This is a genomic window from Sorangium sp. So ce406, from assembly GCF_051474675.1.
Taxonomy (GTDB): Bacteria; Myxococcota_A; Polyangia; order Polyangiales; family Polyangiaceae; genus Sorangium; species Sorangium cellulosum_G.
Genome location: NZ_CP150340.1, coordinates 4843984 through 4868109, shown reverse-complemented (window position 1 = coordinate 4868109; position 24126 = coordinate 4843984). Strand labels below are relative to the sequence as shown.

Sequence of the window (24126 nt, the reverse complement as noted above, 5' to 3'; positions counted from 1 at the left end):
AACCGCGCGGCATGGCATCCCCGATGGTTGTGCGCCTCGCGCTCGTCCTCGCCGCCGGGCTCGCCGGCGCTTCCGGCTGCAGCGACGAGGAGACCGCGAGCGCCCCCGGCCCGACCGGAACGCCCGAGATCACGATCGTGAGCCCGAAGGACGGCGCGTGCGTCGCCATCGGGGCGCCCTCGGCCGACCCTTCGGCCGACGAGCCGACGATCCCGATCCAGGTCGGCGTCTCGCAGCTCCTGCTCCGCCCGCCGGGCACCTGCGGGACGTACACGCAGTGCGGGCACCTGGTGCTCAGCCTCGACGGCGAGAAGAACAGCGCCGGGGCCGGCCGCGTGATCGACGTGCGCCTCGGCGCGCTCGATCCCGAGGAGCGCCAGGGCGAGCACACGATCACGGTCGCCGTCGTGAGCGACACGGGCGAGCCGATCCTCGGGGGCGAGAGCAGGCAGGAGCCGCTCACCCGAAGCCTGTCGCTGACGGTCGCGGCGTCGTGCGAAGAGGGCAGCGGAGGCGGCGGCTCGGGCGGCGCCGGTGGCTCGGGCGGCGCTGGCGGCTCGGGCGGCGCCGGTGGCTCGGGCGGCGCTGGCGGCTCGGGCGGCGCTGGCGGCTCGAACGGCGCTGGCGGCTCGAACGGCGCTGGCGGCTCGGGCGGCGCCGGTGGCTCAGGCGGTTCCGGTGGCCCCGACGGCGCGGGAGGCGCTGGCGGCGCCGGCAGCTGAGCCGAACGCTCGGAGCGGGCTCTCCAGGCGCTTCTCTCGCCCTGAGCACCGCTCCAGGTCGCCGCCCTGCTCAGGCGAGCGTCACTTCTCCTGCGGGTCCGATCGCGGCAGGCCGCGCTCGTCGAACAGGAGCGCGATGTCGACGTGGAACTGCGCCCTGCGTGACGACGGCGGCGCGGAGCGCGAGCTCGGCGGCGGCGGCGTGGGGTAGAGCCCGCGCGCCTCCTCTCCCGGCGCGCCCGACGCCGGCGCCTCTCGCGGCGAGGGCGCCGCCGCCGGCGGCAGGCCCGCGGCCTCGTACCGTGGCTGCGCCGCCGCCCGCTGCGAGAGCGGCACCGGCGTCTGCCGCCGCGCCCCCGGGGCCGCAGGCCGCGACGACGGCGCGAGCGTCTCCCGCCGGAGCGGCCCCGCGACCGCTTGCGCCTCCCGCCGCGAGCTCGGCGCCCCCGGCCACGACGACGGCGCCGCAGGCCGCGAGCTCGGCGCCCCCGGCCACGACGACGGCGCCGCAGGCCGCGAGCTCGGCGCCCCGGGCCACGACGACGGCGCCGCAGGCCGCGAGCTCGGCGCCCCCGGCCGCGACGACGGCGCCAGCATCTCCCGCCGCGCGCCCGGCGGCGCCGCCTGCGCCTCGTGCCGCGGATACCCCCCGGCCCGCTGCGTGATCGGCGCCGGCGTATCTCGCCGCGCATACGGCGCCGCAGGCGGCATCTCCCGCGCCGGATACCCCCCGGCCGGCTGCGAGCCCACCACCGGCGTGTCCCGCCGCAGAGACGCCCCCGCCGGCTGCGGCGGCGGCATCGGCGTCTCCCGCCGCGCGTACACAACGCCGCCCGGCGCCGGCGGATCGCGCCGCGGCCGCGACGAGGACGGCCCCGCCCCGAACCCCGACATGACCCCGATCCGCTCCGACCGCGGCGCATCCGCCGGCCGCTGCGCGGACACCGCGGCCGCCACGCGCTCGCGGTACGCGTGCTCCTGCGCGCCCGCGCTCCGCGGCCCCGAGCGCGGCAGCGGCGTCGCCTCGGCGTCGCGCCGCGACGACGCGTCCGCCGTCATCACGCCGATGCTCCACCGCTCGGACCGCGGCCCGGAGGCGCCGTCGTCCGCCGGCATCAGCGAGTAGCGCCCCGGCGTGAGCTGCCTCGTGCGCTGCTTGCGGCTCTCGCGCGACGCCGTCGTCAGCATCGCCCCGAGCTCGTCGTCCGTCAGCGCCTCGTCGACACGGACGAGCGTGCTGAGCACCTCGCGCGCGATGTCCTCGAACCCCTCAGGCGCGAGCGCGTAGGTCGACGACGTGACCACGATGGCCACCGGCCGGCGCTCCTCCGCGAGCGCCGCGGCCATCGAGACCGGACACGCCTTGACAATGATCCCGACATCCATCGCCGCCGCCTGGCAGCGCTCGAGCAGCGCCTGATCGCCGCCGATGAGAAGGGCCGTCGGGATCTGGGCGCGAAGCGTGGCGTCAGAAATTCGCGGCATCGGTCCAAGGATCCTAACCTCCCTGCCCCAAACACAGGTCAGGAAAATCCTGTCATCGGACATTCCCCGTCATGTCTGGACAGCGAGCTCAACCGATGTCGGGCGCCCCACGCCCCGGATCACCCTACGGATGCGTAGGTACGGTGGGTAACTCGGTGAGGTGGCAAGCAGCCCAGTGTCCGGGACGGCGCTCCTCCAGCACAGGCGCCTCGATGCTGCACCGCTCCATCGCATAAGGACAGCGGGTGTGAAAATGGCACCCCGAGGGCGGGTTCAGCGGACTCGGCACTTCGCCGACAAGCGTCAGGCGACGCCGCTTGCGCTCCACGTCGGGATCCGGGACCGGGATCGCCGAGAGCAGGGCCTGCGTGTACGGATGCTGCGGCGCGCGGAACAGCGCGTCGGGGCGAGCGCGCTCGACGATGCGGCCGAGGTACATCACCGCGATCTCGCTTGACAGGTGGCGGACGACCGCGAGGTCGTGCGCCACGAACACGTACGTGAGCGAGAGCTCGCGCTGGAGCGACGCGAGCAGGTTGACGATCTGCGCCTGGATGCTCACGTCGAGCGCGCTGACAGGCTCGTCCGCGATCACGAGCTTCGGCTTCAGGGCGAGCGCGCGGGCGATGCCGATCCGCTGCCGCTGACCGCCGGAGAACTCGTGCGGGTAGCGCCGCATGTACGACGGCGAGAGCCCCACCATCTCCATCAGGCGCGCCACCTCGCGGAGCGCCTCGTCCCGCGACCCCACGAGATCGTGGGTGAAGAGCGGCTCGGCGATGAGGTCGTGGACCGTCATGCGCGGGTTCAGGCTCGCGTACGGGTCCTGGAAGATCATCTGCATCTCGCGGCGCGCCTTACGCAGCGCGCGCGGGTCGAGCGTCAGGATCTCCCGGCCGTCGATCTTCACGCTCCCCGACGTGGTCGGGACGAGGCGGAGGATCCCCCGCCCGGTCGTCGACTTGCCGCAGCCGGACTCGCCGACGAGGCCCAGCGTCTCGCCGCGATCGACGTCGAACGAGACGCCGTCGACCGCGCGCACCGTGCCGACCTGCCGCTGGAGCAGGCCGCGGCGCACCGGGAAGTGGATCTTGAGATCGCGCACCGACAGCAGCGGGGCGCCCTGCGGCGCAGGGGTGTCGGCGATGGTGGCGGCGGCGGTGGTCATGGCGCTCCTCCGGAGACGTCCTCCACGTGGCACCGCACGACGTGCAGCGCCTTCCTGTCGCCCTCGCCCGAGACGACGCGCGGCAGCGGCGCCTCCTCCCGGCACACGGCGACCGCGTGCGCGCAGCGCGGGTGGAACGGGCAGCCCGGCGGCAAGCGCGCGAGCGACGGCGGCATCCCGGGGATGGGGACGAGATCCGCGCCGCGCGCGTCGTCGAGCCGCGGGATCGAGCGCGACAGGCCGATCGTGTACGGGTGCCTCGGGGCGTGGAAGATCGCGCCGACCGGCCCCTCCTCGACGATGCGCCCGGCGTACATGACCGCCACGCGGTCGGCCATCTTCGCGACGACGCCGAGGTCGTGCGTGATGAGCAGGACGGCCGCGCCGAGCGCCTCCTTGCGCTCGCGGATGAGGTCCAGGATCTGCGCCTGGATCGTGACGTCGAGCGCCGTCGTCGGCTCGTCCGCGATGAGCAGGTCGGGGTCGCAGAGCAGCGCCATCGCGATCATCACGCGCTGCCGCATCCCGCCCGAGAGCTGGTGCGGGTAGTCGTCGATCCGCGACGCCGCCGCGGGGATGCCCACCGCCTGGAGGATCTCGACGCTGCGCCGGCGGGCCTCGGCGCGCGCCATCCCGCGGTGGAGCTCCAGCACCTCGATGAGCTGCTCGCTCACCCGCAGGTACGGGTTCAGCGACGTCATCGGGTCCTGGAAGATCATCGCGATCCGGTCGCCGCGGATGCGCTCCATCCGCGCCTCGCTCGCCTCGACGAGGTCCTCGACGACGCCCCGCTCGGACTCGAGCAGGATCTGGCCGCCGACGATCCGGCCCGGCGGGTCGGGGATGAGCCGCAGGAGCGACAGGCTCGTCACGCTCTTGCCCGAGCCGGACTCGCCGACGATCCCGAGCACCTCGCCGCGGTCGACGCTGAAGGAGATGCCGTCGACCGCGCGGACCACCCCTTCCTCGGTGAAGAAGTGGGTCTTCAGGTTCTTGACCTCGATCAGCATGGTTCGTCTGGGCGCGCGCGCGGCGTGGATCGGCGCGGCCCTTCAGTCCTTTCGGATGCGTGGATCGAGGGCGTCGCGGAGCCCGTCACCGAGGAAATTGAAGCAGATCAGCGTGAGCGCCAGCATGAGCGCCGGGAAGATGAGCTGCCAGGGGTAGAGGTCCATCGCGTCGGCGCCCGTGGACGCGAGCAGCCCCCAGCTCGAGAGCGGCTCCTGCGTGCCGAGGCCGAGGAAGCTGAGGAACGCCTCTGTCATCATCACCTCGGGGATCGTCAGCGTCGTGTAGACGATGATCGGGCCGAGCGCGTTCGGCACGAGGTGCCGGAAGATCAGCGCGGCGTGGCCGACGCCGATCGAGCGCGCCGACTCGATGAACGGCTGGCTGCGCAGCGCGATCACCTGGCCGCGGACGATGCGGGCCATCGTGAGCCACGAGATGCCGCCGAGCGCCCCGAAGACGACGACGATCTGGAAGATGGGGAAATAGCTCGGGTCGGACGGGTCCTTGACGGCGAGGCCGAGCACGGCCTTCCAGGCGCGGTAGAGGACGGTCTGGTCGTTCGCGAAGAAGACCATGAGCAGGATGACCAGGATGAGGAACGGGAACGTGTAGAGCACGTCCACGATGCGCATCATGATCGCGTCGACCTTGCCGCCGAAGTAGCCGGCGACGCCGCCCCAGCTCACGCCGATGACGAAGCTCACGAGCGTCGCGACGACGCCGACGGCGAACGAGATGCGCCCGCCGAAGAAGACGCGCGCCATCATGTCGCGGCCGAAGTAGTCGGTGCCCATCCAGTGGTCGAGCGACGGCGGCTGCGCGCCGAGCTTGAGGTCGGCCTTGTCGTACCGGTAGCTCGAGAGCTCGGGGACGAGGACGCAGGCGACGACCATCGCGACGAGCACGACGCCGCAGACGACCGCCGCGCGGTTCTTGCGGAGCCTCCGCCACGCGTCGCGCCCGAGGCTCGACCCCTGCTCGAGCGCGTCGAGCCGCAGCGGGCCGGCCGGCCGCGGCGCGGCGCCGCCGGGGACGGCGGGCAGGTCGCCGGGGGCCGCGGGAGAGGCGGCGGGCGGCGGGGGGGGCGGCGGGGGGCATGGTCAGCGCAGCTCCACGCGCGGGTCGATGAAGGCGTACGCCACGTCGACGAGCGCGTTGAAGAGCATGAGCAGGAAGCCGTAGACGAGCATGACCCCCATCACGAGGTTGTAGTCGCGGTTCGTGGCCGCCTCGACGAAGTAGCGGCCCATGCCGGGGATGTTGAAGATCTTCTCGACGACGAGGGAGCCGACGAGCAGGCCGCTGAAGCCGGGGCCGAGGAAGCTCACGACCGGGAGCAGCCCGCCCCGGAGCGCGTGCTTCAGGACGACCTTGCGCTCCGAGAGCCCCTTGGCGCGCGCGGTGCGGATGAAGTCCGAGCGGATCACCTCGAGCATGCCGCCGCGCGTGAGCCGGGCGATGTAGGCGGCCACGGGGAGCCCGGCGCAGACGACCGGGAGCACCATGTGCCGCCACGTCTCCCACCGGGCCACCGGGAACCAGTACAGCTTGAGCGAGAAGACCAGCATCAGCAGCGGCGCGAGCACGTACCGCGGCACGCTGAGGCCGACCATGGCGACCGCCATGGCCGCGGTGTCCTTCCAGGTGTTCTGGCGGATCGCCCCGATGACGCCGAGCGGGATGCCCATCGCGAGGGCGAACAGCATCGCCCAGAACCCGAGCTGCATGGACACCGGCAGGCTGAGCGCGATGATCTCGTTGACGGTGCGGTTCGGGTACTTGAACGTCGGTCCCAGGTCGCCTTTCGTGACGAGCGCAAGGAGCCAGTCGCCATACTGCTTCAGCACCGGATCGTTCAGGTGGTACTTGGCGTCGAGCTGCCGCTGGACCTCGACGGGCACGGCCCGCTCCTGATCGAACGGCCCGCCCGGCACGATGCGCACCAGGATGAAGACCAGGGTGGCGACGAGGAAGAGCGTGGGGATGATGGAGAGCAGCCGCTTGATGGCGTAGGTGCTCACGGCGCGCCGCCTCCCGGTCGTCGAGCCACGCCGCTCCCCGCGTCATCCCGCCGTCTTCCGTGGATCCCGAGCGATGTCACGAGGTGACCTCCGTGATGCCGTCCTTCAGCGAGGCGACGGCCGCGAGGGGCGCGCCGCGACTTCCCGCATATCACGGAACCGACGGCCGGCGCGGCGTTTCGCGCGGCGCGTCGCGCCGCCGCGGCCGAGGCGGCCTGCGCGCTCGCCGCGCCGCGCGCCGGCGCTACGGCGTGAGCGCTGCTCGGATGCGCGCGCTGGTCTCGACGTCGTTCATCCGCGCCTGTTCACGGCTGCCGCTTGAGCTTGCCCTGATCGCGGAGCTTGACCAGATCGGCGTAGCCGCCTTCGAGGACGCCGTCGACGAACACCATGGGGAACGTCGGGAAGCCGGCCCAGAGCTTGAGAGCGAGCCGCTCTTTCCACTTCGAGAGGTAACTCCCGTACTCCAGGTAGGTGTACTTCACGCCCTCTTGATCGAGCAGCAGCCGCGCCTTCTTCACGAACGGATTCTGGGCCATCCCGACGACCACCACCGGGTCGCGGCTCACCGCCGCCGCGGCCTCGTCGACGACCGCGCGATGGAAGCTGGCGACCTGAGACTTCACCGCCTCGGACATCTTCTCGGGAGCAAGCAGGGGACGTTCGGCCATGGGGTGCACCTCCGCGCCGGCAGGCTAGCGGCGCAGAGGCGGCGCGGTCAACGGCGGAATCCGGGCGGCGCCGCTGACGTCAGGAGACACCCGGAGTCCGATCTCCTGGCGTCGTGGCAATCCGATCTTCTTACCCTCTCATGGCGTCTTTGCGCCTTTGCGCCTTTGCGTTGAAAATTCTTCTCTTCTCGACGCCCCGGCGGCTCGCACCATGCCCGTCCGCCCTGCGCGCTACGGGATGAGCAGCACCTTCCCCGTCGTCGCCCGCCCGGCGAGCGCGCGGTGCGCCTCGGCGGCCTCGGCGAGCGGGTACGTCGCGCCGATCGCGATCGTGAGCTCGCCGCGGGCGATCGCGCCGAGCACGTCGGCGGCGCGCTCGAGCAGCTCCTCGCGCGTCGCGGTGTAGTGCTGGAGGCTCGGGCGCGTGAGGTAGAGCGACCCCTTCTGGTTCAGGATCTGCGGGTCGAACGAGGACACCGGGCCGCTCGACTGGCCGAAGAGCACCAGCGTGCCGCGCGGGCGCAGCGCGCCCAGGCTCTTCGCGAACGTGTCGCGCCCGACGCCGTCGTAGACCACGTCGACGCCGGCGCCGCCGGTGAGTCGGCGCGCCTCGGCCTCGAAGTCGGCGTGCGTGTACAGGATCACCTCGTCGGCGCCGGCCCCGCGCGCGAGCCGCGCCTTCTCCTCGGTCGACACGGTGCCGATGACGCGCGCGCCGAGCCGCTTCGCCATCTGGCAGAGCAGCAGGCCGACCCCGCCCGCGGCCGCGTGCACGAGGCACGTGTGGCCCGGCCCGAGCGGGAACGTGGAGCGCACGAGGTACTGCGCGGTGATGCCCTGGAGCATCGCGGCCGCGGCCTGCCTGGCGCCGACGCCCGCGGGCACGGGGACGAGCTTCGCGACCGGGATGCGGACGTGCGTGGCGTACGAGCCGGGACCGCCGGTCCACGCGACCTCGTCCCCTTCCCTCACCTCGGTCACGTCAGGCCCCACGGCCTCGACGCGCCCCGCGCCCTCGAGCCCGAGCGGGATGGGCGGCTCGATCTTGTACTGGCCGCTCCGGTGGTAGATGTCGATGAAGTTCACCCCCGCGGCCTCGATGCGGACGACGGCTTCACCGGGGCCCGGCGCGGGCGTCGGGTGCTCCTCCAGCGTCATCACCTCGGGACCACCGGCGGATTTCGGTCGGATCGCGAGCATGACGCCCATGTTGTCGAGCCAACGCGGGCCGTCAAGCGAGCGGCGCGCGCATCGCCGCGCATCGACCCCATTGCTGTCCACCGAGCGCCGTGGATGATGCGCTCATGTCCGCTCCCAATCCTTCCGAGTCGCTCACCCAGCACAACGCCTCTGGAGCCTCGCCCGCCCTGTCCGCCGCGGCAGCCTCATCCGCGTCCGCGTCCCCGCCGGCCGCCTCGACCGGCGCCGGCCCGGCGGGCACCACGGCCGCGCCGTTTCCCGCGGACTTCCTGTGGGGCACCGCCACCGCGGCCTACCAGATCGAGGGCGCTGCCACCGAGGACGGCCGGGGCCCGTCGGTGTGGGACGTCTTCTCGAACACCCCCGGCAAGGTGTTCGAGGGCCACACAGGGAACGTCGCCTGCGACCACTACCATCGTTACAAGGACGACGTCGCGCTGCTCGCGGAGCTCGGGGTCAAGAGCTATCGCTTCAGCGTCTCGTGGACGCGGGTCCTCCCGGAGGGCACGGGCAAGGTCAACCCGAAGGGGCTCGACTTCTACGATCGCCTCGTCGACGAGCTGCTCCGCCACGGCATCGTGCCGATGTGCACGCTGTTCCACTGGGACTTTCCCCAGGCGCTCCAGGATCGCGGCGGCTTCCTCCAGCGCGACGTCGCCGAGTGGTTCGCCGACTACACGACCGTCGTCGCGAAGCGGCTCGGGGATCGCGTGCCCTGGTGGGTGACGCAGAACGAGCCGCAGGCCTTCATCGGCAACGCGCTCCTCGACGGGCACTTCGCGCCCGGGCTCAAGCTCCCGTACCGGGAGTACCTGACCGCCGCCCACAACCAGATGCGCGCCCACGGCAAGCAGGTGGACGCCCTGCGCGCCGCGGCCAGGGGGGCGAAGGTCGGCTACGTGCTCGCGACCCAGGTCCAGCGCCCGGCGACGGAGGACCCGGGCGACATCGAGGCCGCGCGCGAGGCGATCTTCTCGGTGTACGAGCGGCACCCGTGGAACAACGCCTGGTGGATCGCCCCGGTGCTCGAGGGGCGGTATCCGGAGAGCGGCCTCAAGCTCTTCGGCAACGACGTCCCCGACTTCCCCGCCAGCGACTTCGACGAGATCAAGCGGCCGCTCGACTACCTCGGCCTCAACATGTACACGTCGGGCACGTGGCGGCGGGGCAAGGACGGCAAGCCCGAGCGCGTCACCTCCCCGCCCGGCTACCCGCGCGCGACGCTCGACTGGCTTCAGGTGGTGCCCAGCACGCTGTACTGGGGCTCGAGGTTCTTCTGGGAGCGCTACAAGCTGCCGATCGGGATCACCGAGCACGGCACCTCCACGCGAGATCAGGTCTTCCTCGACGGCAAGGTGCACGACCCGCAGCGCATCGACCTCATGCACAGGTACCTGCTCGGCCTGGCGCGGGCGGTGAAGGAGGGAGTCCCGGTGATCGGGTACTGGGCCTGGTCGCTGCTCGACAACTTCGAGTGGGCCGAGGGCTACAAGGAGCGCTTCGGGCTGGTCTACGTCGACTACCAGACCCAGCGCCGCATCCCGAAGGACTCGTTCTCCTGGTACAAGCAGGTCATCGCGAGCGGCGGCGGGTCGCTCCTCGGGCCGACCGCCGTCGCCTGGGACAACGTGACCGGTTGAGCCGCGGCGGCCCGCGGCCCGGCGGAAACACCGGGCCGCGGGGCCTCCTCGCGCCCAGCGCGAGACGCGCCGAGAGCTGGTTTCCGTCTCCTGCCCTCCCCCTGCGCCGTCTTCAGCGATGGTACCGTGCGGCGCCGGGAGACAGGGATGAACAGAAGAGGGTCCCATCTGGGGTGTGTTTCTCTGGCCGCCGCGCTGGTCACGTCAGGCTGCGGCGCGAGGAGCAGCCTGGACATCGAGTCATGGACCGCGGTCGACGGCAGCGGCGCCGGGGCCGGCGACAGCGGCGGCGCCGGGGCCGGCGACAGCGGCGGCGCCGGGGCCGGCGACAGCGGCGGCGCCGGGGCCGGCGGCGCTCGCGCGTGCGCGCCGGGCTGCCTCGCGCTCGATTTCGCCCGTCATTTCGACCACGCCGAGCCGCAGGGCCTCGCCGTCGACGCGCAAGGCAACATCCTCGTGACGGGCTATGTCAATGGCGCGGTCGACTTCGGAGGCGGTCCTCTCGTGAGCACGGGCAGCGCCGACGCGTTCGTCCTCAAGCTCGACGCGCGCGGCAACCACCTCTGGAGCCGGCGGTTCGGCGATGTCCCATCCGTCATACCCGACGATCAGGTCGCCCTGTCCATCGCGGCCGACGCCTCCGGGAACATCGTCGTCGGGGGCCGCTTCGTCGGTTCGATCGATCTCGGCGGCGGCGTCGTGAACGACGAGGGAGGCTCGAGCGGCTTCATCGTCCTGCTCGACGCCTCGGGGCAGCAGCTCTGGAGCAGGGAGATCCGCGCGCACCGCGCGCAGGCCGCCAACGTCCGCGGCGTCGCCTTCCATCCGGAGGGCGGCATCGTCGTCGTCGGCGATTACGCGGGGACCGTGGAGCTCGGCGGCGGCCCCCTCACCAACAACGGCGGGGACGGGCTCAACGTCTTCGCCGCCAGGCTCGACGCATCGGGCGGCCACGTCTGGAGCAGGAGCTTCGGCCGACAGAGCGCGCAGAACGCCACCGTCGCCCTCGACGCGGCGGGGAACATCGCGCTCGGCGGCACGTTCCACGACGTCGTCGATTTCGGCGGCGGCCCGCTCAGGTCCGCGAGGGGCTCGGGTGGCAGCCTGTCGGCCGACGTCTTCGTCGCCTCGCTCGGCCCGCAAGGCGAGCACCGGTGGAGCCGGGGCTTCGGCGGCGTGCAGGGCGAGGAACACCGCGGAACGGCCGTGGACGGGGCGGGCAACGTGGCCACGCTCGGCTTCTTCGCCGGGTCGCTCGAGTTCGACGGCGCCACGCTGACGAGCGACGGGTACGACGTGTTCGTGACCAAGATCTCCGCCGGCGGCGCGCCGCTGTTCGCCAGGCGCTTCGGTGAAGCGCACACGCTCGCCGCCGACGCCGCCGGCAACACCTGGCTGGCCGGCGTCCTCACGTTGGACGCAGATTTCGGCTGCAGCCCGCTGCCCGCGAGCCAGGTGGGGCTCTTCGTCGCGGGGCTCGACCCGCGAGGCAACGGGCTGTGCAGCGTCTCGTTCGAGCCTTCGGAGTTCGGAGCTATGTCCCGTGTCGCCGTCGACCCGGCCGGATCCCTGGTCGTCGCGGGGACCTTTCAGGGCACGATCGATCTTGGCGACGGGCCGCTCTCGAGCCCCCCGATGAAGCAGTCGATGCTCATCGCGAGGCTCATCCCGTGACCGCGCTGCGCGCTGACGCCGCGACGCCCTCGAACCGGACGTCCAGGCGCAGCTGGCGGCGTACGGCGATGGCAACGACGCCGCCTTCATGGCGGTGTTATCGCCGCGGGGGCCGGTCTACAGCGCGCAAACGCTCTGCGGTCGGGGTGCGAATCGGCTAGTCTCTGCCTCTTTGCCTGCGCGCGCGCCCGCGCACAGGCGCTCACAAAGGACACGAGATATGGCCCTGCGCAACGTTGTAGTCACGATCACCGCGACAGGTGTGATGTTCCTCGCCGCGTGCGAGCCCGGCGATCCTCCTCCCGCCGACGGCTCGGGTGGGGCTGGCGGCTCGGGTGGGGCTGGCGGCTCGGGTGGGGCTGGCGGCTCGGGCGGCGCGGCCGAGCCGCAGTGCGGTGCGCCGTCCGGCGGCCCGACGCTCCACGAGGGCGATCTCGACGAGAGCGAGACCTGGACCGCGGAGGGCAGCCCGCACATCGTGGGTTTCCCTGTCCGCCTCCGGGAGGGCGTGACGCTCACGATCGAGCCCTGCGCCGAGGTGCTGCTCGAGGAGGATACGGGCATCTCCGTGATGGACGAGGGCGCCGAGCTGCGGGCCGAGGGCACGGAGGCGCGGCCCATCACGTTCCGTGGCAGCGAGGGAGCCCGCTGGAACGACGTGCACGTCGCCTGGCCGGGCAAGGCGACCCTCCGGCACGTGGCCCTCGAGGGCGGCGGCGGCGATCGCTTCCACGCGAACGCGACGCTCTCCGCTTACGGCGGCTCCGTGACCCCGGCGGTGCCGGCGCTGCTCGTCGATCACGTGACGGTGCGCGGGTCGCTCGGCGCCGGGGTCCTCCTGCTGCGGGCGTCGTCGTTCGCCGAGGGCTCGACGGACCTCGTGATCACCGAGAGCGGCAGCGACGAGCACCCGTATCCGCTGGAGCTCGGCGAGCAGGCGCTCGGCTCGATCCCGGTCGGCGTGTACACCGGCAACCGGAAGGACGAGATCCTGATCCAGGACGAGGGCGCCAATCAGACCTCCGGGCTGCAACAGGACACGACCCTGCGGGACCGCGGCGTGCCCTACCATTTCGGGGACTGGCGCGACGCCCGCTTCAACATCGGCGCCGGCGGCGAGGGCGCGCCCTTGACGACGCTCACCATCGAGCCCGGCGTCACCATCCGCTTCGAGCCCGGCAACTTCTTTCAGATCGAGCACTTCACCGGCGAGTTCGCGGCGAGCGGCGCCCTCCGCGCCCTGGGCACGCCGGAGCGGCCCATCGTCTTCACCTCGGCCGCGGAGAGCCCCGCCCCCGGCGACTGGGGCGGGCTCTGGTACGGCGGCATCCCGCGCCAGGAGAACGTCCTCGAGAACGTCATCATCGAGTACGCGGGCTACGATTGCGGCTGCATCCTGCTCTCGTGCAACGATCTCTCGACGTTCAACGGCGCCGTCATCTTCAGCCAGCCGCCGAGCAGCGCGTTCATCCAGGGATCGACGATCCGCCACGTCGCCGGCCACGGCGTCACCCGCGGCTGGAACGGCACCGCGGGGCCCGATTTCGTCACCGGAAACACCTTCGAGGACGTGAGCGGCTGCGAGCAGACGCGGCCCTGGGTCGAGGGCCAGTCATGCCCGGATCCGAAGCCCCCCTGTCCGGAGGGCTGAGCGCGGGCAGCGCGAGGCGCCGGGCCTCAGGGCCTCAGCGCGGGACCTCGACGGGCACGAAGCAGGAGATGTTCGTCTCGATGTGGAAGTTCGACCCGTCGGTGTGGCGCTCCGCGTGGAAGATATCCATCGTGTACGTGTTGCCCGGAGAGATGCCCAGGTAGTTGGCCTGTGCGTCGAAGTCGATGACGCCCGACTCCGGCCCGTGCATGCTGCCGAGATCGAGGGCGAGCTTGCCGTTGATGAAGATCCACATGTCGTCGTCGCCCCGGAAGCTGAACTCCTGGCCGGCGACGTAGCCGAACTTGAGGTGGATCTCGGTGGTGAAGAGGAAGTTCTGGTTCTTGCCGTTGGGGGGGTTGATCCCGAACCCCTCCTCCGGCGCGAGCGGGAAGAAATCCGTGCTGTCGAAGACGTACCGACCCGAGCCGGCCGGCGTCTCCTCGAGCTCGATCTGCTTGGGGAAGGTCATGTTCACGCCGGGTACGTCGCGGTACCACTGGTCGAACGACGCCTTGCTCGTGATGACGACCTGGTTCGGGTTCCCGCCCCCGCAGTCGAGCGGTGTCTGCAGGTCTGCCTGGCAGCCAATCGAGTCGAGGAACACCGGCTTGCTCTCGGCGTCGAGCGCCGGCTCGACGAGCTTGCGGCGGACCACGTCGCCCCGGAAGTCCATCTCGAAGTCGGGGTGCGTGTCGTTGAAGTCGCGGTAGAGGACATCGAGCGTGCTCTTGCACTCGCTCCCGCCGCCGGCGCCGCCGGACCCGACGGCCACGTTGCCCCCCGAGATGCTCCCGATGTCGTCGCCGCTCGAGCTGCTGCCCGCCGGCGAAGGCGTCCCGCTGCTGCCGCCCGTGGTCGCCCCGCCGCCGGACCCGGCGGTCGAGTTGCCGTTGTTATCGTCCGACCCCGAAGAGCAGGCCAGGGCTGCGATGGCGAAGGTCACAAGAAAGAGAGAACGAGGGGACATAGAGCACTCCTGGGATAAAGTAGGACAACCACACCTGGTGAAGGCTGTCAACGTCACCCCTGGAATCCTACGCGAGATTGCGCGGCGCAGTCCGCTCGATCTCGTGGAGATCGCTTAATTCAGCCCAGCTGCATCGCTCGGAATCAGCGCTGCCTCGACCCTCGAGGTGCGTAATGCAGCGCGTCGTCCTCATGTAGCCGCTGCGCTCCACAGCCCCCGTGGCGCTATCCTGTGCTCGATGCGGGCAGCCGGGCTCAGATGAGCCGGTGTCCCCCATCGACGTGCAGCACCTCGCCGGTGGTGAACCCGTTGCCCATCAGGAAGAGCGCGGCGTCGGCGATGTCCGCGGGCGCGCCGACGCGGCCGACCGGGAGGCGGCGCGCGTGCTGCGCGAGGCGCTGCTCCTTGGCGGCGCCCGCGATGGAGTCCCACACCGGCGTGTCGATCCAGCCGGGCGACAGCGCGTTCACGCGCACCGGCGCGAGCTCGATGGCCAGGGCGCGCACGAGCGACATGAGCGCCCCGTTCACCGCGGCGATGACCGACCCGCCCGGCCCCGGCCGCACCGCGGCGATCCCCGTCGTGAAGACGAGCGAGCCCTCCGGCTCGATCCGCGCGTGCTTGGCGACGTGGAGCGCCGCCAGGAGCTTCGAGTCGATCGTGCGGCGCGCCGCGGCGATATCCATCTCGCGGATCGGCTGATAATGCCCCTGCACCGCCGTCACGACCACGTGACGCGCGGGCGGATGCTCGTCGAAGAGGCGGCGCACCTCCGCCTCCTGCGTCACGTCGGCGGCGAAGGTGCGCACGCGGCGCGCCTCCCCGAGCTCGGCCGCGGCGCCGGCGAGCTTGTCGGGGGAGCGGCTCACCAGGGTCAGCGAGGCGCCGCGCGCGAGGCAGGCCCTGGCCACGCCGAGGCCGATCCCCGACGAGCCCCCGAGGATGACGATGTGCTGTTGTTCAAGGTTCATGACCGAGACGTAGCGTCGCTGTCTCCTCCGGACCATGGGACGCTGTGGCATGCTTCATCCCATGGACGGGATGATCTCGCTCGAGGACGTGCGGCTCTTCGCGGCGGTCGCTCACCACCTGAGCTTCGTGGAGGCGGCGCGGCGCACCGGGGTGCCCACCAGCACGGTGAGCCGCCGGGTGGCGCAGCTGGAGGAGGCGCTGGGCGTGCGGCTGCTCCAGCGCACCTCCCGCCGCGTCGGCCTCACCGGCGAGGGCGCGCGGCTGCTCGAGCGCGCCGGGCCGCTGCTCGACGAGCTCGGGTCGGTGCTCGACCGGGCCGCGGACCGCGAGGACGAGCCCGCGGGCAGGCTCCGGGTGACGGCGCCCATCATGACGGGCGCGCAGCGGATCGCGCCGGCGCTGTTCTCCTTCGCCGCCCGGCACCCGCGCCTGACCGTGGAGCTCACGCTCACCAACGCGGTCGTCTCCCTCGTCGAGGAGGGCGTCGATCTCGCCTTTCGCGCGGGGCCCGTCGAGGACGCCGAGCTCGTGGCGCGGCGCCTGTGGTCGCTCCCGTACGCGCTGGCCGCGTCGCCGCGCCTCGTGCGCGAGGCCCTGAACGGCCGCACCCGGCTCGCCCGCGCGTCGCTCGGGTCGGTGCCCGCCGTCCTGAGCCGCCCGGGCAGCGCCTGGCGCCTGCGGCGGCGGGACGGCTCGATCGAGGAGGTCCGGCCGCGCGCGCGCTTCTGCGTGAACGATCCGCGCGCGGCCATCGCCGCGGCGGCGCAGGGGCTCGGCGTGGTCTGCGCGCCCCGCGAGGTCATCGAGCAGCAAGGCAAGGCGCTCGTCGAGCTCACCGTGACGGGGCGCACGGTCGAGCCCCGCGAGCTGTTCGCTGTGTACCCGTCACGGCGGCAGCTCTCCTCGCGCGTGCGCCTCGCGCTCGACTGGGTGATGAAGCACGGCTGACCGCCGCGGCGCGTGGCCCCGGCCGTCAGGGCGCGCGCAGCTCGATCCGCTGCCAGTCGGCCGCGACCTCGATCTCGACGACGCCCTCCGCCACGCGGTGCGATCGCGCCCCGGTCACGGAGCGCGGCGCCGGCACGCCGTGGACGCGGAGGGTCTCCACCTCGCGCGCGAGCGGCAGCTCGCCCTGCACGCTGCGCTCGAGCGCGAACGTGCCGCCGTCGAGGCCGCCCGAGATCCGCGTGAGGCGCGACGCGCCGTGGCCGTCGCCCTCGTCCTCGTAGAGGCGGCCGCTCACCGCCGCCGCCGCGTGCACGTGCCAGGTGATCTCCTCCCAGCGCGCGCTCGTCGTGTGCATCCGCGGCGCCGTGAGCGCCACCGCGCCCCCGGCGCGCAGCCACACGGGGACGACATCGAGCGGCGCGTCGGCGATCACGTGGCGCCCGCCCTCCTCGACCTTGCCGGCGCGCTCGAGGTTCGCGAGGTCGAGCCACGCGCCGGCGGGCAGGTACGCGAGCCGCTTCGACTGCCCCGGCCGCACCACCGGCGCGACGAGCAGGTCGTCGCCGAAGAGGAACTGGTCGTACGCGTGGAGCGCCTCGGCGTCGGCCGGCGCCGCGAAGGACAGCGGACGCAGGACCGGGAGGCCCGTCTCGGCCGCCTCGTGCATCAGCGTGTAGAGCGTCGGCAGGAGCCGGTAGCGCCGCTCCAGCACCGCGCGCGCGAGGTCGAGGAACGGCTCGCCGAAGCGCCACGGCTCCTGCGCCGGCCTGCCCCGGGCCGCGTGGTTGCGCATCAGCGGGTAGAACAGCCCGGCCTGCATCCAGCGCACGAGCAGCTCGCCGTTCGCGCGGCCGGCGAAGCCGGGGATGTCGGCGCCCACGAACGGGACGCCCGAGAGGCCGAGGCCGACAAGCATCGGGATCGACGCCTCCAGGTGCGTGAAGTTGCTGGCAAAATCGCCGGTCCACACCGCGGCGTAGCGCTGGACGCCGGCGAAGGCGGCGCGCGTGAGCACGAACGGGCGCCGCGCGGGCGCGTGGCGCGCGAGGCCCTCGTGGGCGGCCCGCGACATGCCGAGCCCGTAGACGTTGTGGACCTCGAGGTGGCGCCGGGCGCCGTGGCGCGCGTCGTAGGGCAGCGTGCTGCCCTCGATCGTGCCGAGGCCCGAGCTGCGCCCGCCGTTCGGCGCGGGCAGGCCGCGGTCGGGCTGGACGGAGAAGCACGCGGGCTCGTTCATGTCGTTCCAGATGCCGGCGACGCCCGCGTCGACGAACGACCGCTGCAGATCGCCCCACCAGCGCTGCACCTCCTCGCGCGTCAGATCCGGGAAGACCGCCGGGTCGGGCCACACCTCGCCCACGAGCGTGCCGCCGCGGGAGAGCCGGACGAGGTAGTCCTTCGCGCGCGCCTCCTCGAAGACCGCATAGCCCTCGTCGGCCTTGATCGCGGGGTCGACGATGGTCACCAGCTTGACGCCCTCGGCCGCGAGCTCGCGCGCGAGCCCCGCGGGATCCGGGAAGCGCGAGCGGTCCCAGGTCCACACGCGGTAAGCGTCCATGTAATCGATGTCGAGGTGGACGGCGTCGAGCGGGAGCCCGCGCGCCCGGTAGCCGCGGACAACGCCGCGCACGTCGTCCGCTGTCTCGTAGCCCCAGCGCGACTGGTGCGCGCCGAGGCTCCAGAGCGGCGGCATCGCGGGATGGCCGGTGATCGCGGCGTAGCGACGCAGGACGTCGGCCGGGTGCGGGCCGGTCATCAGGTAGACGTCGAGCTCGGGCCCCCGCGACTCCCAGGTGATTCGGCCCGGGTCGCTGAGGGCGATATCCACCTCCGAGCGCCACGGCTCGTCGAGGAAGAAGCCCCAGGCGACCCCGCCGCGCAGCGCCACGAAGAAGGGAATCGAGGCGTAGAGCGGGTCGGACTCCACGTGCGGCGGGTAAGCGTCGGTGTTCCAGAACGTGAAGCGCAGGCCGCGCTTGTCGAGCGGGCCGACCTTCTCGCCGAAGCCGAGGTAGGCCTCGCCCTCGGGCGCCCCGAGCGAGATCCGGGAGCGGTATTCGTCGACGGGAAAGGCGGGCTTCACCTCGCCGGAGACGCCCTCGCAGCGCGCGAGGACGCCGCCCTGTCCGTCGCGGAAGGTCCATGTGCCCGAGGCGAGCGAGACTTCGAGAGAGGCGCCCTCGGCGCTCACGTGGAGCGTGTCCCCCTCGCGGCGCGCGGAGAGCGGCAGCGCGCCCTCGGCCACCACCGCGAAGGAGCTTTTCGGGGGCAGCTCGGGGTGCGTGAAGCCCGTCACGGCGGCCGAGGGGGCGTGGCGCACGCGCAGCACGCCCGGACCTGGACAGCGGATCTCGACGGCGGCGCGGTCGCCCCAGAGGAGCACGTGAGTCGCGCCGATCGAGGCGTCGGAGAGGTGCATTCCGCGACTCTAGCCGAGCCTGCCCGCCCCCGCCAAGCCGAGGGCGCGCCTCTGCATCCATGTTGTCGTGAATCGCGGTATTGCCGCGATTAGCCGGTAGCCGGGTGGTCCCGGTCAGCGTCGCGTCGCAGCAGCCGCTCGGCGGCGAGGAACCCGAGCGGGACGATCGAGAGGCCGAGGACGCAGAGCAGGCTCCTCGTCGAGACCGCTCGTTCGAAATACGCCCGAGACGCGACCGAGAGCAGCACGAGAAAGAGCAGACCGTGAATGGTTCCGGCGACGCGCACCGCGATCGCGAGGCCGAGACCGTACTTCAGCGGCATGGCGATCAGCAGGAGGAGCAGCAGGGACGCCCCTTCGACGAGGCTCGCGAGACGCAAGGAATGAAGCGAGCTCACTGGATCACCTGCGCCCACGTCGGCTTGAGGACCATGAGCGCGACGACACCGGCGAGCGGAAGCGCAGCGCACGAGAACGCCCGAGTACCCCGCTTGTCACGCGAAACGCAGTAGACGAGGATGACGTTGGAGCTGACGGAGAGCGCGAGCCCGCCGACGAGCCACAGCTCGGACATCCGAAAACCACCGAGAGCGGCCAGAGCATATCCGGCGCACCACGTCGCGAGCAGGCTCGGAGAGGCGATGCGGTGCACGGCTCGCTTCCGCTCGCGCGGATCCGCCGCGACGAAGCTCGCGACGAGCCCGCCGGCGTACCCCATCGCGCCGAGAAACTTCAACGTCAGGACCAGCTGATACAACATCATCTCGCACCCCGGGGGCCTTTCACCGAGGCCCGCGTCCCCGTTCGACCACGAACGATGTCATCGCACGCGCGTCGCGGCCGCGCGAGCGGCTGAAACGCCAAAAATCGCCAGGTTCTGGCCAGACGGCTCGAACGGCGCTGTGGAGCCGAGACGACCGCAGATCGTCGCGTGAGCTGGCCTGGCGCGATCATGGCGTGCATGCATAATCCGGCCATGCATCGCGTCGCCATCGTCGCCTTCGACGACGTCGTGGCCTTCGATCTGTCGATCCCGACCGAGGTGTTCGGACGCGTGCGGCTCCCGAACGGGCGCCCTGCCTACGAGGTCCGCGTGTGTGCCGCTGCGAAGGAGGTCGACGCTGGGGCCTTTCGCTTGCGGGTCCGTCACGGGCTCGAGGAGCTCCGCAGGGCCGACACGGTGATCCTCCCGGGGGTCGCCGACATCGATCGCCCCGTACCCGAGCGGTTGCTCCGCGCCGTGCGGAGGGCGGCCGGCGCCGGGGCCCGCGTCGCCTCGATCTGCTCCGGCGCGTTCCTGCTCGCCGCGACCGGGCTCCTGGACGGGCGGCGGGCGACGACGCACTGGCTCGCCGCCGGGGAGCTCGCGCGGCGGTTTCCGCGCGTCGAGGTCGATCCGGGCGTCCTTTACGTGGATTGCGGGCAGCTGCTGACGTCCGCCGGCGCAGCGGCCGGGCTCGACCTGTGCCTGCACATGGTCCGGCTCGACCACGGGGCGGCCGTCGCGGCGGAGGCGGCGCGCCTCTCGGTGATGCCGCTCGAGCGCGACGGCGGTCAGGCGCAGTTCATCGTGCACGCGCCGCCCACCGCCGACGGCAGCTCGCTGAGCCGCGTCCTCGACTGGATCGAGGAGAACCTGCGCAAGGAGATCGCGCTCCGCGACATCGCCCGGCAGGCGGCGATGAGCGTCCGCTCGTTGAACCGGCACTTCAAGGAACAGACGGGGACGACCCCGCTGCAGTGGCTGCTGCGCGCCCGGGTGCGCAGAGCGCAGCTCCTGCTGGAGACGACGGCGCGGTCGGTGGAGCGGGTCGCGTCCGACGCCGGCTTCGGCTCGGTGGCCGCGTTCCGCCAGCACTTCCACCGCGTGGCTGGCACCAGCCCCCAGGCCTACCGGAGCGCGTTCCGGAGCCGCGCGCGCCCGCAGGACGGACGCCGCGGCTGACCCTGTATCGGGTCAATCATGTGGCGCTCACTGCCCCCCGCCGAGCCGCCCCGGCGGCGGCAGCTCCAGCGCCGGCGGCGGCTCCCCGGCTGGCCTGTGCTGCCAGTCGGGGTCGATCCAGAGCCATTTGACGAGCTGCGTGTTGCGCGCGTTGGGGATGAACCCCCTCACCCACGGCTTCACCAGGGTCGGCTTCTCCTCGAAATACAGCGGGATCCTGCACATCCCGTCGAGCGCGCGCCGCTCGGCCGCCCGGTAGAGCCGGATGCTCTCCCTCGGATCGGCGATGGCGGCGGCCCTGCGCACCGCCTCGTCGAACTCCGCGTCGGCCCACCCGCTCCGGTTGTTCGGGCTGTACGAGAGGAACGTCCCGAGCCACGTCTGCGGATGGTTGTAATCGGCGTACCAGGCCAGGCGGATCACCTGGAAGTTGCCGTCACGCAGGTTGTTCAGCATCACCCGCCACTCCTCGTTCCGCAGCGTCGCGGAGATCCCGAGGTGGCGCTTCCACATGTCCTGGATGGCGACGGCGACCTGCGTGTGCCCCTCTCCCGTGTTGTAGAGGACCTCGAGCGGCGGAAAGCCCCTGGCGCGGAGCTCGTCTCCCTCGCGGACGACCTCGTAGCCGGCCTCCGCGAGCAGCGCGCGGGCGCGCGCGGGGTCGTGGCCGACCTCGGGGCTCGAGAACGGATCCGCGCCGCGCTCCCTCTCCTCGGCCACCTGCTCGGCGTAGCCGGATCCGGTGATGTCGGGCACGTAGTGGGTCGCCGGCCTCCCCACGCGCGTGATCTTCTCGACGAGCTGCCGCTTGTCGACCGCGAGGTTCAGCGCCCACCGGACGCGCGCGTCGTCGAGCGGCGGCTTCCTCGTGTTGAGCTCGTAATACACGGTGGAGAGGTACTCGCTGCGCCGGAGATCCCTCTTCCCGGACAGCCAGCCGAGGTGCTCGTAAGGAATCTCGGCGTTGTCGCCCAGGTAGTCGATATCCCCCGCCTTGTAGAGCTGCAGGGTGGCGTTGTGCTGGGCGACCTCCATCCAGACGATCCGGTGGATCCTGAGCGCGTCATGGCCCCAGTACGCCGGATTCCGCTTCATCGTGATCTCGTAACGGAACTTCCACTCATCGAGCAGGTACGGCCCGTTGACCACGATGTTCTCGGCGCGGAACCAGAGATCCGGCTCGCCGCGCGCCTCGAAGGGCTCGACGACATCGCGGCGCACCGGGAACAGGGTGACGAAGCTCGTGAGGTCGGTGAAGTACGGCGTGGGCTGCTCCAGCTCGACGTCGAGCGTCCGATCGTCCCGGGCCCGCACGCCGACGGCGGTGTCGTCCTCGACCAGCTCCGATGCCGCGATGAACCCGGCCGCCGCGCCGGACGGCGGCGCCGACCGCGGCGCGGCGGGGTCGTACGTGGGGAGGCTCGCGTGGGGCGCGACGAGCGCGTAGGCGGCGTCCGGCGACGCGGGCGGCGCGAGCAGGCAGCCCGGGAGGAAGCCGCGGCCCTGGGGGCCCTCGACCTCGAACCAGCGGTCGGGCGCGCCGTTGCAGGTGACCGGCGGGCCGGCCGCGAGGAGCGCGACCTCGGCGCCGCGCCACCCGCCGCCGGGGTCGGCGTCGCGCGGCGCGGGCGGCGGGGTCGCGCCGGCCGCGTCGAAGGCGAGCCGCTCGCCGGCGCCGGTGTTCTCGTCGTCGGGCTCGCTGTAGGTCACCGAGGCGACGCCGGGCGGCGGCGCCGCGAGGGGCGCCACGGCCGACGTCACGCGGGCGGGCGACTGACCGAGCACGACGACGAACGCGCCCTTCGGCAGGGACAGCGCGGCCGGCGCGTCGGGCCGCGGCGCGCTGCGCAAGGTCGCGGCCTCGCGCAGCGCCTTGAGCTTGCCGAGGTTGAACAGCTCGCCGTTCTTGAGCACGTGCAGGTTCGTCGCGGCGAGCGAGGCCGTCGACGGCCGCAGCACGCGCTTCCACGCGTACTCGAAATCGTGCGCCGTCACCGGCTTGCCGTCCGACCAGCGCGCCTCCGGCCGCAGGTGGAACCGGAAAAACCGGTTGTCGTCGCTCTGCTCCCACCGCGTCGCGACGCCCTGCACCGGGTGGAGATCGCCCGCGGCGTAGCTGGTCAGCCCCTCGAACATCTGCTGGAGCAGCGTGATGCTCACGGAGTCCACGGCCTTGCCGGGATCGAGGAACTCCGGCTCGGCGCCGTTGTTCACGTAGAAGGTGGTGACGTCCTTGCCGGTGCGCGCCGTCGTCCCGACGTGGTCCTCGCGCTCGCCGGTGCACGCCGCGAGCGGCGCGAGGGCGAGCAGCGCGCCGAGGAGGGCGACGCGCCGACGGGGCTCAAGGAAGAGAACGAACGACGTCATCGCTGATCCTCGGGCCCCGGCGATTCCTGGCTTCGTGAGAGAGAAAAACCACAGAGGCACAGAGGGCACAGAGGGAAGAGAAGAGATAGAGATTCTTTTCTCTTTCTCTTCTCTCTCCTCTGTGCCCTCTGTGCCTCTGTGGTTCAAATTCTCCTATCAAGGAACCAGGAACGCGCCACGGAGAGAGTGTGTCAGTCCGCAAACCCCTTTGGATTCTGCTCCTGCCAGCGCCAGCTGTCGCGGCACATGGTCTCGATGTCGCGCTCGGCGCGCCAGTTGAGCAGCTCCGTCGCCCGCGCCGGATCCGCGTACACGGAGGCGACGTCGCCGGGGCGCCGGGCGACGATCTCGTGGGGGACCCGCTTGCCGCTGACCTTCTCGAACGCGGACACCACCTCGAGCACGGAGTAGCCGCGGCCGGTGCCGAGGTTGACCGTGAAGCTGTCGCCGACCGAGAAGATGCGGTTCAGCGCGGCCAGGTGCCCGAGCGCGAGGTCGACCACGTGGATGTAGTCGCGCACGCCGGTGCCGTCCGGCGTCGGCCAGTCGCCCCCGAAGACGCGGAGCTTGTCGCGCCGCCCCACCAGCACCTGCGTGATGAACGGCGTCAGGTTGTTCGGGATGCCGCTCGGGTCCTCGCCGATGAGCCCGCTCTCGTGCGCGCCCACCGGGTTGAAGTAGCGCAGCGACGCGAGCGACCAGCCGCCGGTCGCCGCGACGTCGCGCAGGATGTACTCCACCATGAGCTTCGACTGCCCGTACGGGTTCGCCGGCCCGAGGCGGCACCCCTCGTCGATCGGCACCCGCTCCGGATCGCCGTACACCGTGGCCGACGAGCTGAACACGAGCTTCCGCGAGCCCCGCGCGTCGAGCGCCTTGAGCAGGCACACGGTCCCGGCGACGTTGTTCTCGTAGTACGCGAGCGGCTTCTCGACCGACTCGCCGACCGCCTTCAGCCCCGCGAAGTGGATCGTCGCGTCGACCGGGTGCTGGGCGAGCAGCCGATCGAGCAGCGCCGCGTCGCGGATGTCGCCCTGGACGAACGTCACCTGCTTGCCGGCGATCCGCTCGACCCGATCGACGGCCGCCTTGCGGCTGTTGCAGAGGTTGTCGAGGATGACCACCTGGTAGCCCGCGCGGAGCAGCTCCACGCATGTGTGCGAGCCGATGTAGCCCGCGCCTCCGGTGACCAGGATCGTCTTGCTCATGTCGTTCTCCCGAGAGCGTCCGTGATGCGCTCCCGGGAAGTTGGCCACGGCGCA

Annotated in this window: 20 protein-coding genes; 6 read left to right on the top strand and 14 right to left on the bottom strand. The window is 72.0% G+C overall.

Annotation, left to right across the window (positions count from 1 at the left end):
• Positions 1–11: 11 nt before the first annotated feature.
• Positions 12–722: a hypothetical protein gene (locus WME96_RS17780; protein WP_437291306.1), complete on the top strand. Its 711-nt coding sequence runs from the start codon at positions 12–14 to the stop codon at positions 720–722.
• An 81-nt stretch (positions 723–803) separates the two neighbouring features.
• Here WME96_RS17780 and WME96_RS17775 read toward each other — a convergent pair whose 3' ends face one another.
• From WME96_RS17775 to WME96_RS17745, 7 genes are all read right to left on the bottom strand, one after another.
• A complete protein-coding gene (locus WME96_RS17775) occupies positions 804–2207 on the bottom strand; it encodes a hypothetical protein (protein ID WP_437291305.1) in 1404 nt (467 codons plus the stop codon).
• A 124-nt stretch (positions 2208–2331) separates the two neighbouring features.
• Positions 2332–3375 carry an ABC transporter ATP-binding protein gene (locus tag WME96_RS17770; protein WP_437291304.1) on the bottom strand — a complete coding sequence of 348 codons (1044 nt, stop codon included), beginning with the start codon at positions 3373–3375 and terminating at the stop codon, positions 2332–2334.
• Positions 3372–4385, bottom strand: coding sequence for an ABC transporter ATP-binding protein (locus tag WME96_RS17765; protein ID WP_437291303.1), 1014 nt, complete (start codon positions 4383–4385; stop codon positions 3372–3374). Before WME96_RS17765 ends, WME96_RS17770 begins: the two co-directional genes overlap by 4 nt.
• A 42-nt stretch (positions 4386–4427) precedes the next feature.
• Positions 4428–5429, bottom strand: coding sequence for an ABC transporter permease (locus tag WME96_RS17760; protein WP_437292329.1), 1002 nt, complete (start codon positions 5427–5429; stop codon positions 4428–4430).
• Positions 5430–5486: 57 nt separating this feature from the next.
• On the bottom strand, positions 5487–6407 hold the full coding sequence (locus tag WME96_RS17755) for an ABC transporter permease (protein ID WP_437291302.1): 921 nt from the start codon (positions 6405–6407) through the stop codon (positions 5487–5489).
• Positions 6408–6712: 305 nt separating this feature from the next.
• Positions 6713–7078 (bottom strand): glutaredoxin domain-containing protein, encoded by a 366-nt coding sequence (locus WME96_RS17750; protein WP_437291301.1) that lies wholly within the window; start codon positions 7076–7078, stop codon positions 6713–6715.
• A 231-nt stretch (positions 7079–7309) separates the two neighbouring features.
• Positions 7310–8278 (bottom strand): quinone oxidoreductase family protein, encoded by a 969-nt coding sequence (locus tag WME96_RS17745; protein ID WP_437291300.1) that lies wholly within the window; start codon positions 8276–8278, stop codon positions 7310–7312.
• 104 nt (positions 8279–8382) lie between these two features.
• Between WME96_RS17745 and WME96_RS17740 the strand changes: the two genes are divergently transcribed.
• The 3 genes from WME96_RS17740 (at position 8383) to WME96_RS17730 (ending at position 13243) form a co-directional block, all read left to right on the top strand.
• On the top strand, positions 8383–9918 hold the full coding sequence (locus tag WME96_RS17740; RefSeq protein ID WP_437291299.1) for a GH1 family beta-glucosidase: 1536 nt from the start codon (positions 8383–8385) through the stop codon (positions 9916–9918).
• Positions 9919–10065: 147 nt separating this feature from the next.
• Positions 10066–11592 carry a hypothetical protein gene (locus WME96_RS17735; RefSeq protein ID WP_437291298.1) on the top strand — a complete coding sequence of 509 codons (1527 nt, stop codon included), beginning with the start codon at positions 10066–10068 and terminating at the stop codon, positions 11590–11592.
• Positions 11593–11812: 220 nt separating this feature from the next.
• Positions 11813–13243, top strand: a complete 1431-nt coding sequence (locus WME96_RS17730; RefSeq protein WP_437291297.1) for a hypothetical protein — start codon at positions 11813–11815, stop codon at positions 13241–13243.
• Between the two features lie 34 nt (positions 13244–13277).
• Here WME96_RS17730 and WME96_RS17725 read toward each other — a convergent pair whose 3' ends face one another.
• Positions 13278–14213, bottom strand: a complete 936-nt coding sequence (locus tag WME96_RS17725; protein WP_437291296.1) for a fibro-slime domain-containing protein — start codon at positions 14211–14213, stop codon at positions 13278–13280.
• Between the two features lie 254 nt (positions 14214–14467).
• Positions 14468–15184 (bottom strand): SDR family oxidoreductase, encoded by a 717-nt coding sequence (locus tag WME96_RS17720; RefSeq protein ID WP_437291295.1) that lies wholly within the window; start codon positions 15182–15184, stop codon positions 14468–14470.
• A gap of 61 nt (positions 15185–15245) precedes the next feature.
• Between WME96_RS17720 and WME96_RS17715 the strand changes: the two genes are divergently transcribed.
• Complete coding sequence (locus WME96_RS17715; RefSeq protein ID WP_437291294.1) at positions 15246–16133, top strand: LysR family transcriptional regulator; 888 nt, start codon at positions 15246–15248, stop codon at positions 16131–16133.
• A 25-nt stretch (positions 16134–16158) separates the two neighbouring features.
• Here the strand turns inward: WME96_RS17715 and WME96_RS17710 are convergent, their stop codons facing one another.
• The 3 genes from WME96_RS17710 to WME96_RS17700 form a co-directional block, all read right to left on the bottom strand.
• Positions 16159–18552: a glycoside hydrolase family 31 protein gene (locus WME96_RS17710; protein WP_437291293.1), complete on the bottom strand. Its 2394-nt coding sequence runs from the start codon at positions 18550–18552 to the stop codon at positions 16159–16161.
• Positions 18553–18641: 89 nt separating this feature from the next.
• Positions 18642–18950 carry a DUF3817 domain-containing protein gene (locus tag WME96_RS17705; protein WP_437291292.1) on the bottom strand — a complete coding sequence of 103 codons (309 nt, stop codon included), beginning with the start codon at positions 18948–18950 and terminating at the stop codon, positions 18642–18644.
• Entirely contained in the window at positions 18947–19315 is a 369-nt protein-coding gene (locus WME96_RS17700) for a hypothetical protein (protein ID WP_437291291.1), read from the bottom strand. Before WME96_RS17700 ends, WME96_RS17705 begins: the two co-directional genes overlap by 4 nt.
• 213 nt (positions 19316–19528) lie before the next feature.
• Here WME96_RS17700 and WME96_RS17695 point away from each other — a divergent pair, with 213 nt between their 5' ends.
• Positions 19529–20497, top strand: a complete 969-nt coding sequence (locus WME96_RS17695) for a GlxA family transcriptional regulator (RefSeq protein WP_437291290.1) — start codon at positions 19529–19531, stop codon at positions 20495–20497.
• A 27-nt stretch (positions 20498–20524) separates the two neighbouring features.
• On the opposite strand, the gene WME96_RS17690 is transcribed toward WME96_RS17695, so the two are convergent.
• Positions 20525–22864: a peptide ABC transporter substrate-binding protein gene (locus tag WME96_RS17690; protein WP_437291289.1), complete on the bottom strand. Its 2340-nt coding sequence runs from the start codon at positions 22862–22864 to the stop codon at positions 20525–20527.
• A 191-nt stretch (positions 22865–23055) separates the two neighbouring features.
• On the bottom strand, positions 23056–24072 hold the full coding sequence (gene galE, locus WME96_RS17685) for a UDP-glucose 4-epimerase GalE (protein ID WP_437291288.1): 1017 nt from the start codon (positions 24070–24072) through the stop codon (positions 23056–23058).
• Positions 24073–24126: the final 54 nt, after the last annotated feature.

What these genes read in the sequence shown, in the direction of transcription:
- WME96_RS17710 (WP_437291293.1), bottom strand. Translation starts at nt 18,552, where the DNA reads ATGCACCTCTCCGACGCCTCGATCGGCGCGACTCACGTGCTCCTCTGG.
- WME96_RS17745 (WP_437291300.1), bottom strand. Translation starts at nt 8,278, where the DNA reads ATGCTCGCGATCCGACCGAAATCCGCCGGTGGTCCCGAGGTGATGACG.
- WME96_RS17730 (WP_437291297.1), top strand. Translation starts at nt 11,813, where the DNA reads ATGGCCCTGCGCAACGTTGTAGTCACGATCACCGCGACAGGTGTGATG.
- WME96_RS17765 (WP_437291303.1), bottom strand. Translation starts at nt 4,385, where the DNA reads ATGCTGATCGAGGTCAAGAACCTGAAGACCCACTTCTTCACCGAGGAA.
- WME96_RS17775 (WP_437291305.1), bottom strand. Translation starts at nt 2,207, where the DNA reads ATGCCGCGAATTTCTGACGCCACGCTTCGCGCCCAGATCCCGACGGCC.
- galE (WP_437291288.1), bottom strand. Translation starts at nt 24,072, where the DNA reads ATGAGCAAGACGATCCTGGTCACCGGAGGCGCGGGCTACATCGGCTCG.
- WME96_RS17715 (WP_437291294.1), top strand. Translation starts at nt 15,246, where the DNA reads ATGGACGGGATGATCTCGCTCGAGGACGTGCGGCTCTTCGCGGCGGTC.
- WME96_RS17700 (WP_437291291.1), bottom strand. Translation starts at nt 19,315, where the DNA reads ATGATGTTGTATCAGCTGGTCCTGACGTTGAAGTTTCTCGGCGCGATG.
- WME96_RS17750 (WP_437291301.1), bottom strand. Translation starts at nt 7,078, where the DNA reads ATGGCCGAACGTCCCCTGCTTGCTCCCGAGAAGATGTCCGAGGCGGTG.
- WME96_RS17690 (WP_437291289.1), bottom strand. Translation starts at nt 22,864, where the DNA reads ATGACGTCGTTCGTTCTCTTCCTTGAGCCCCGTCGGCGCGTCGCCCTC.
- WME96_RS17720 (WP_437291295.1), bottom strand. Translation starts at nt 15,184, where the DNA reads ATGAACCTTGAACAACAGCACATCGTCATCCTCGGGGGCTCGTCGGGG.
- WME96_RS17725 (WP_437291296.1), bottom strand. Translation starts at nt 14,213, where the DNA reads ATGTCCCCTCGTTCTCTCTTTCTTGTGACCTTCGCCATCGCAGCCCTG.
- WME96_RS17735 (WP_437291298.1), top strand. Translation starts at nt 10,066, where the DNA reads ATGAACAGAAGAGGGTCCCATCTGGGGTGTGTTTCTCTGGCCGCCGCG.
- WME96_RS17770 (WP_437291304.1), bottom strand. Translation starts at nt 3,375, where the DNA reads ATGACCACCGCCGCCGCCACCATCGCCGACACCCCTGCGCCGCAGGGC.
- WME96_RS17695 (WP_437291290.1), top strand. Translation starts at nt 19,529, where the DNA reads ATGCATCGCGTCGCCATCGTCGCCTTCGACGACGTCGTGGCCTTCGAT.
- WME96_RS17740 (WP_437291299.1), top strand. Translation starts at nt 8,383, where the DNA reads ATGTCCGCTCCCAATCCTTCCGAGTCGCTCACCCAGCACAACGCCTCT.
- WME96_RS17780 (WP_437291306.1), top strand. Translation starts at nt 12, where the DNA reads ATGGCATCCCCGATGGTTGTGCGCCTCGCGCTCGTCCTCGCCGCCGGG.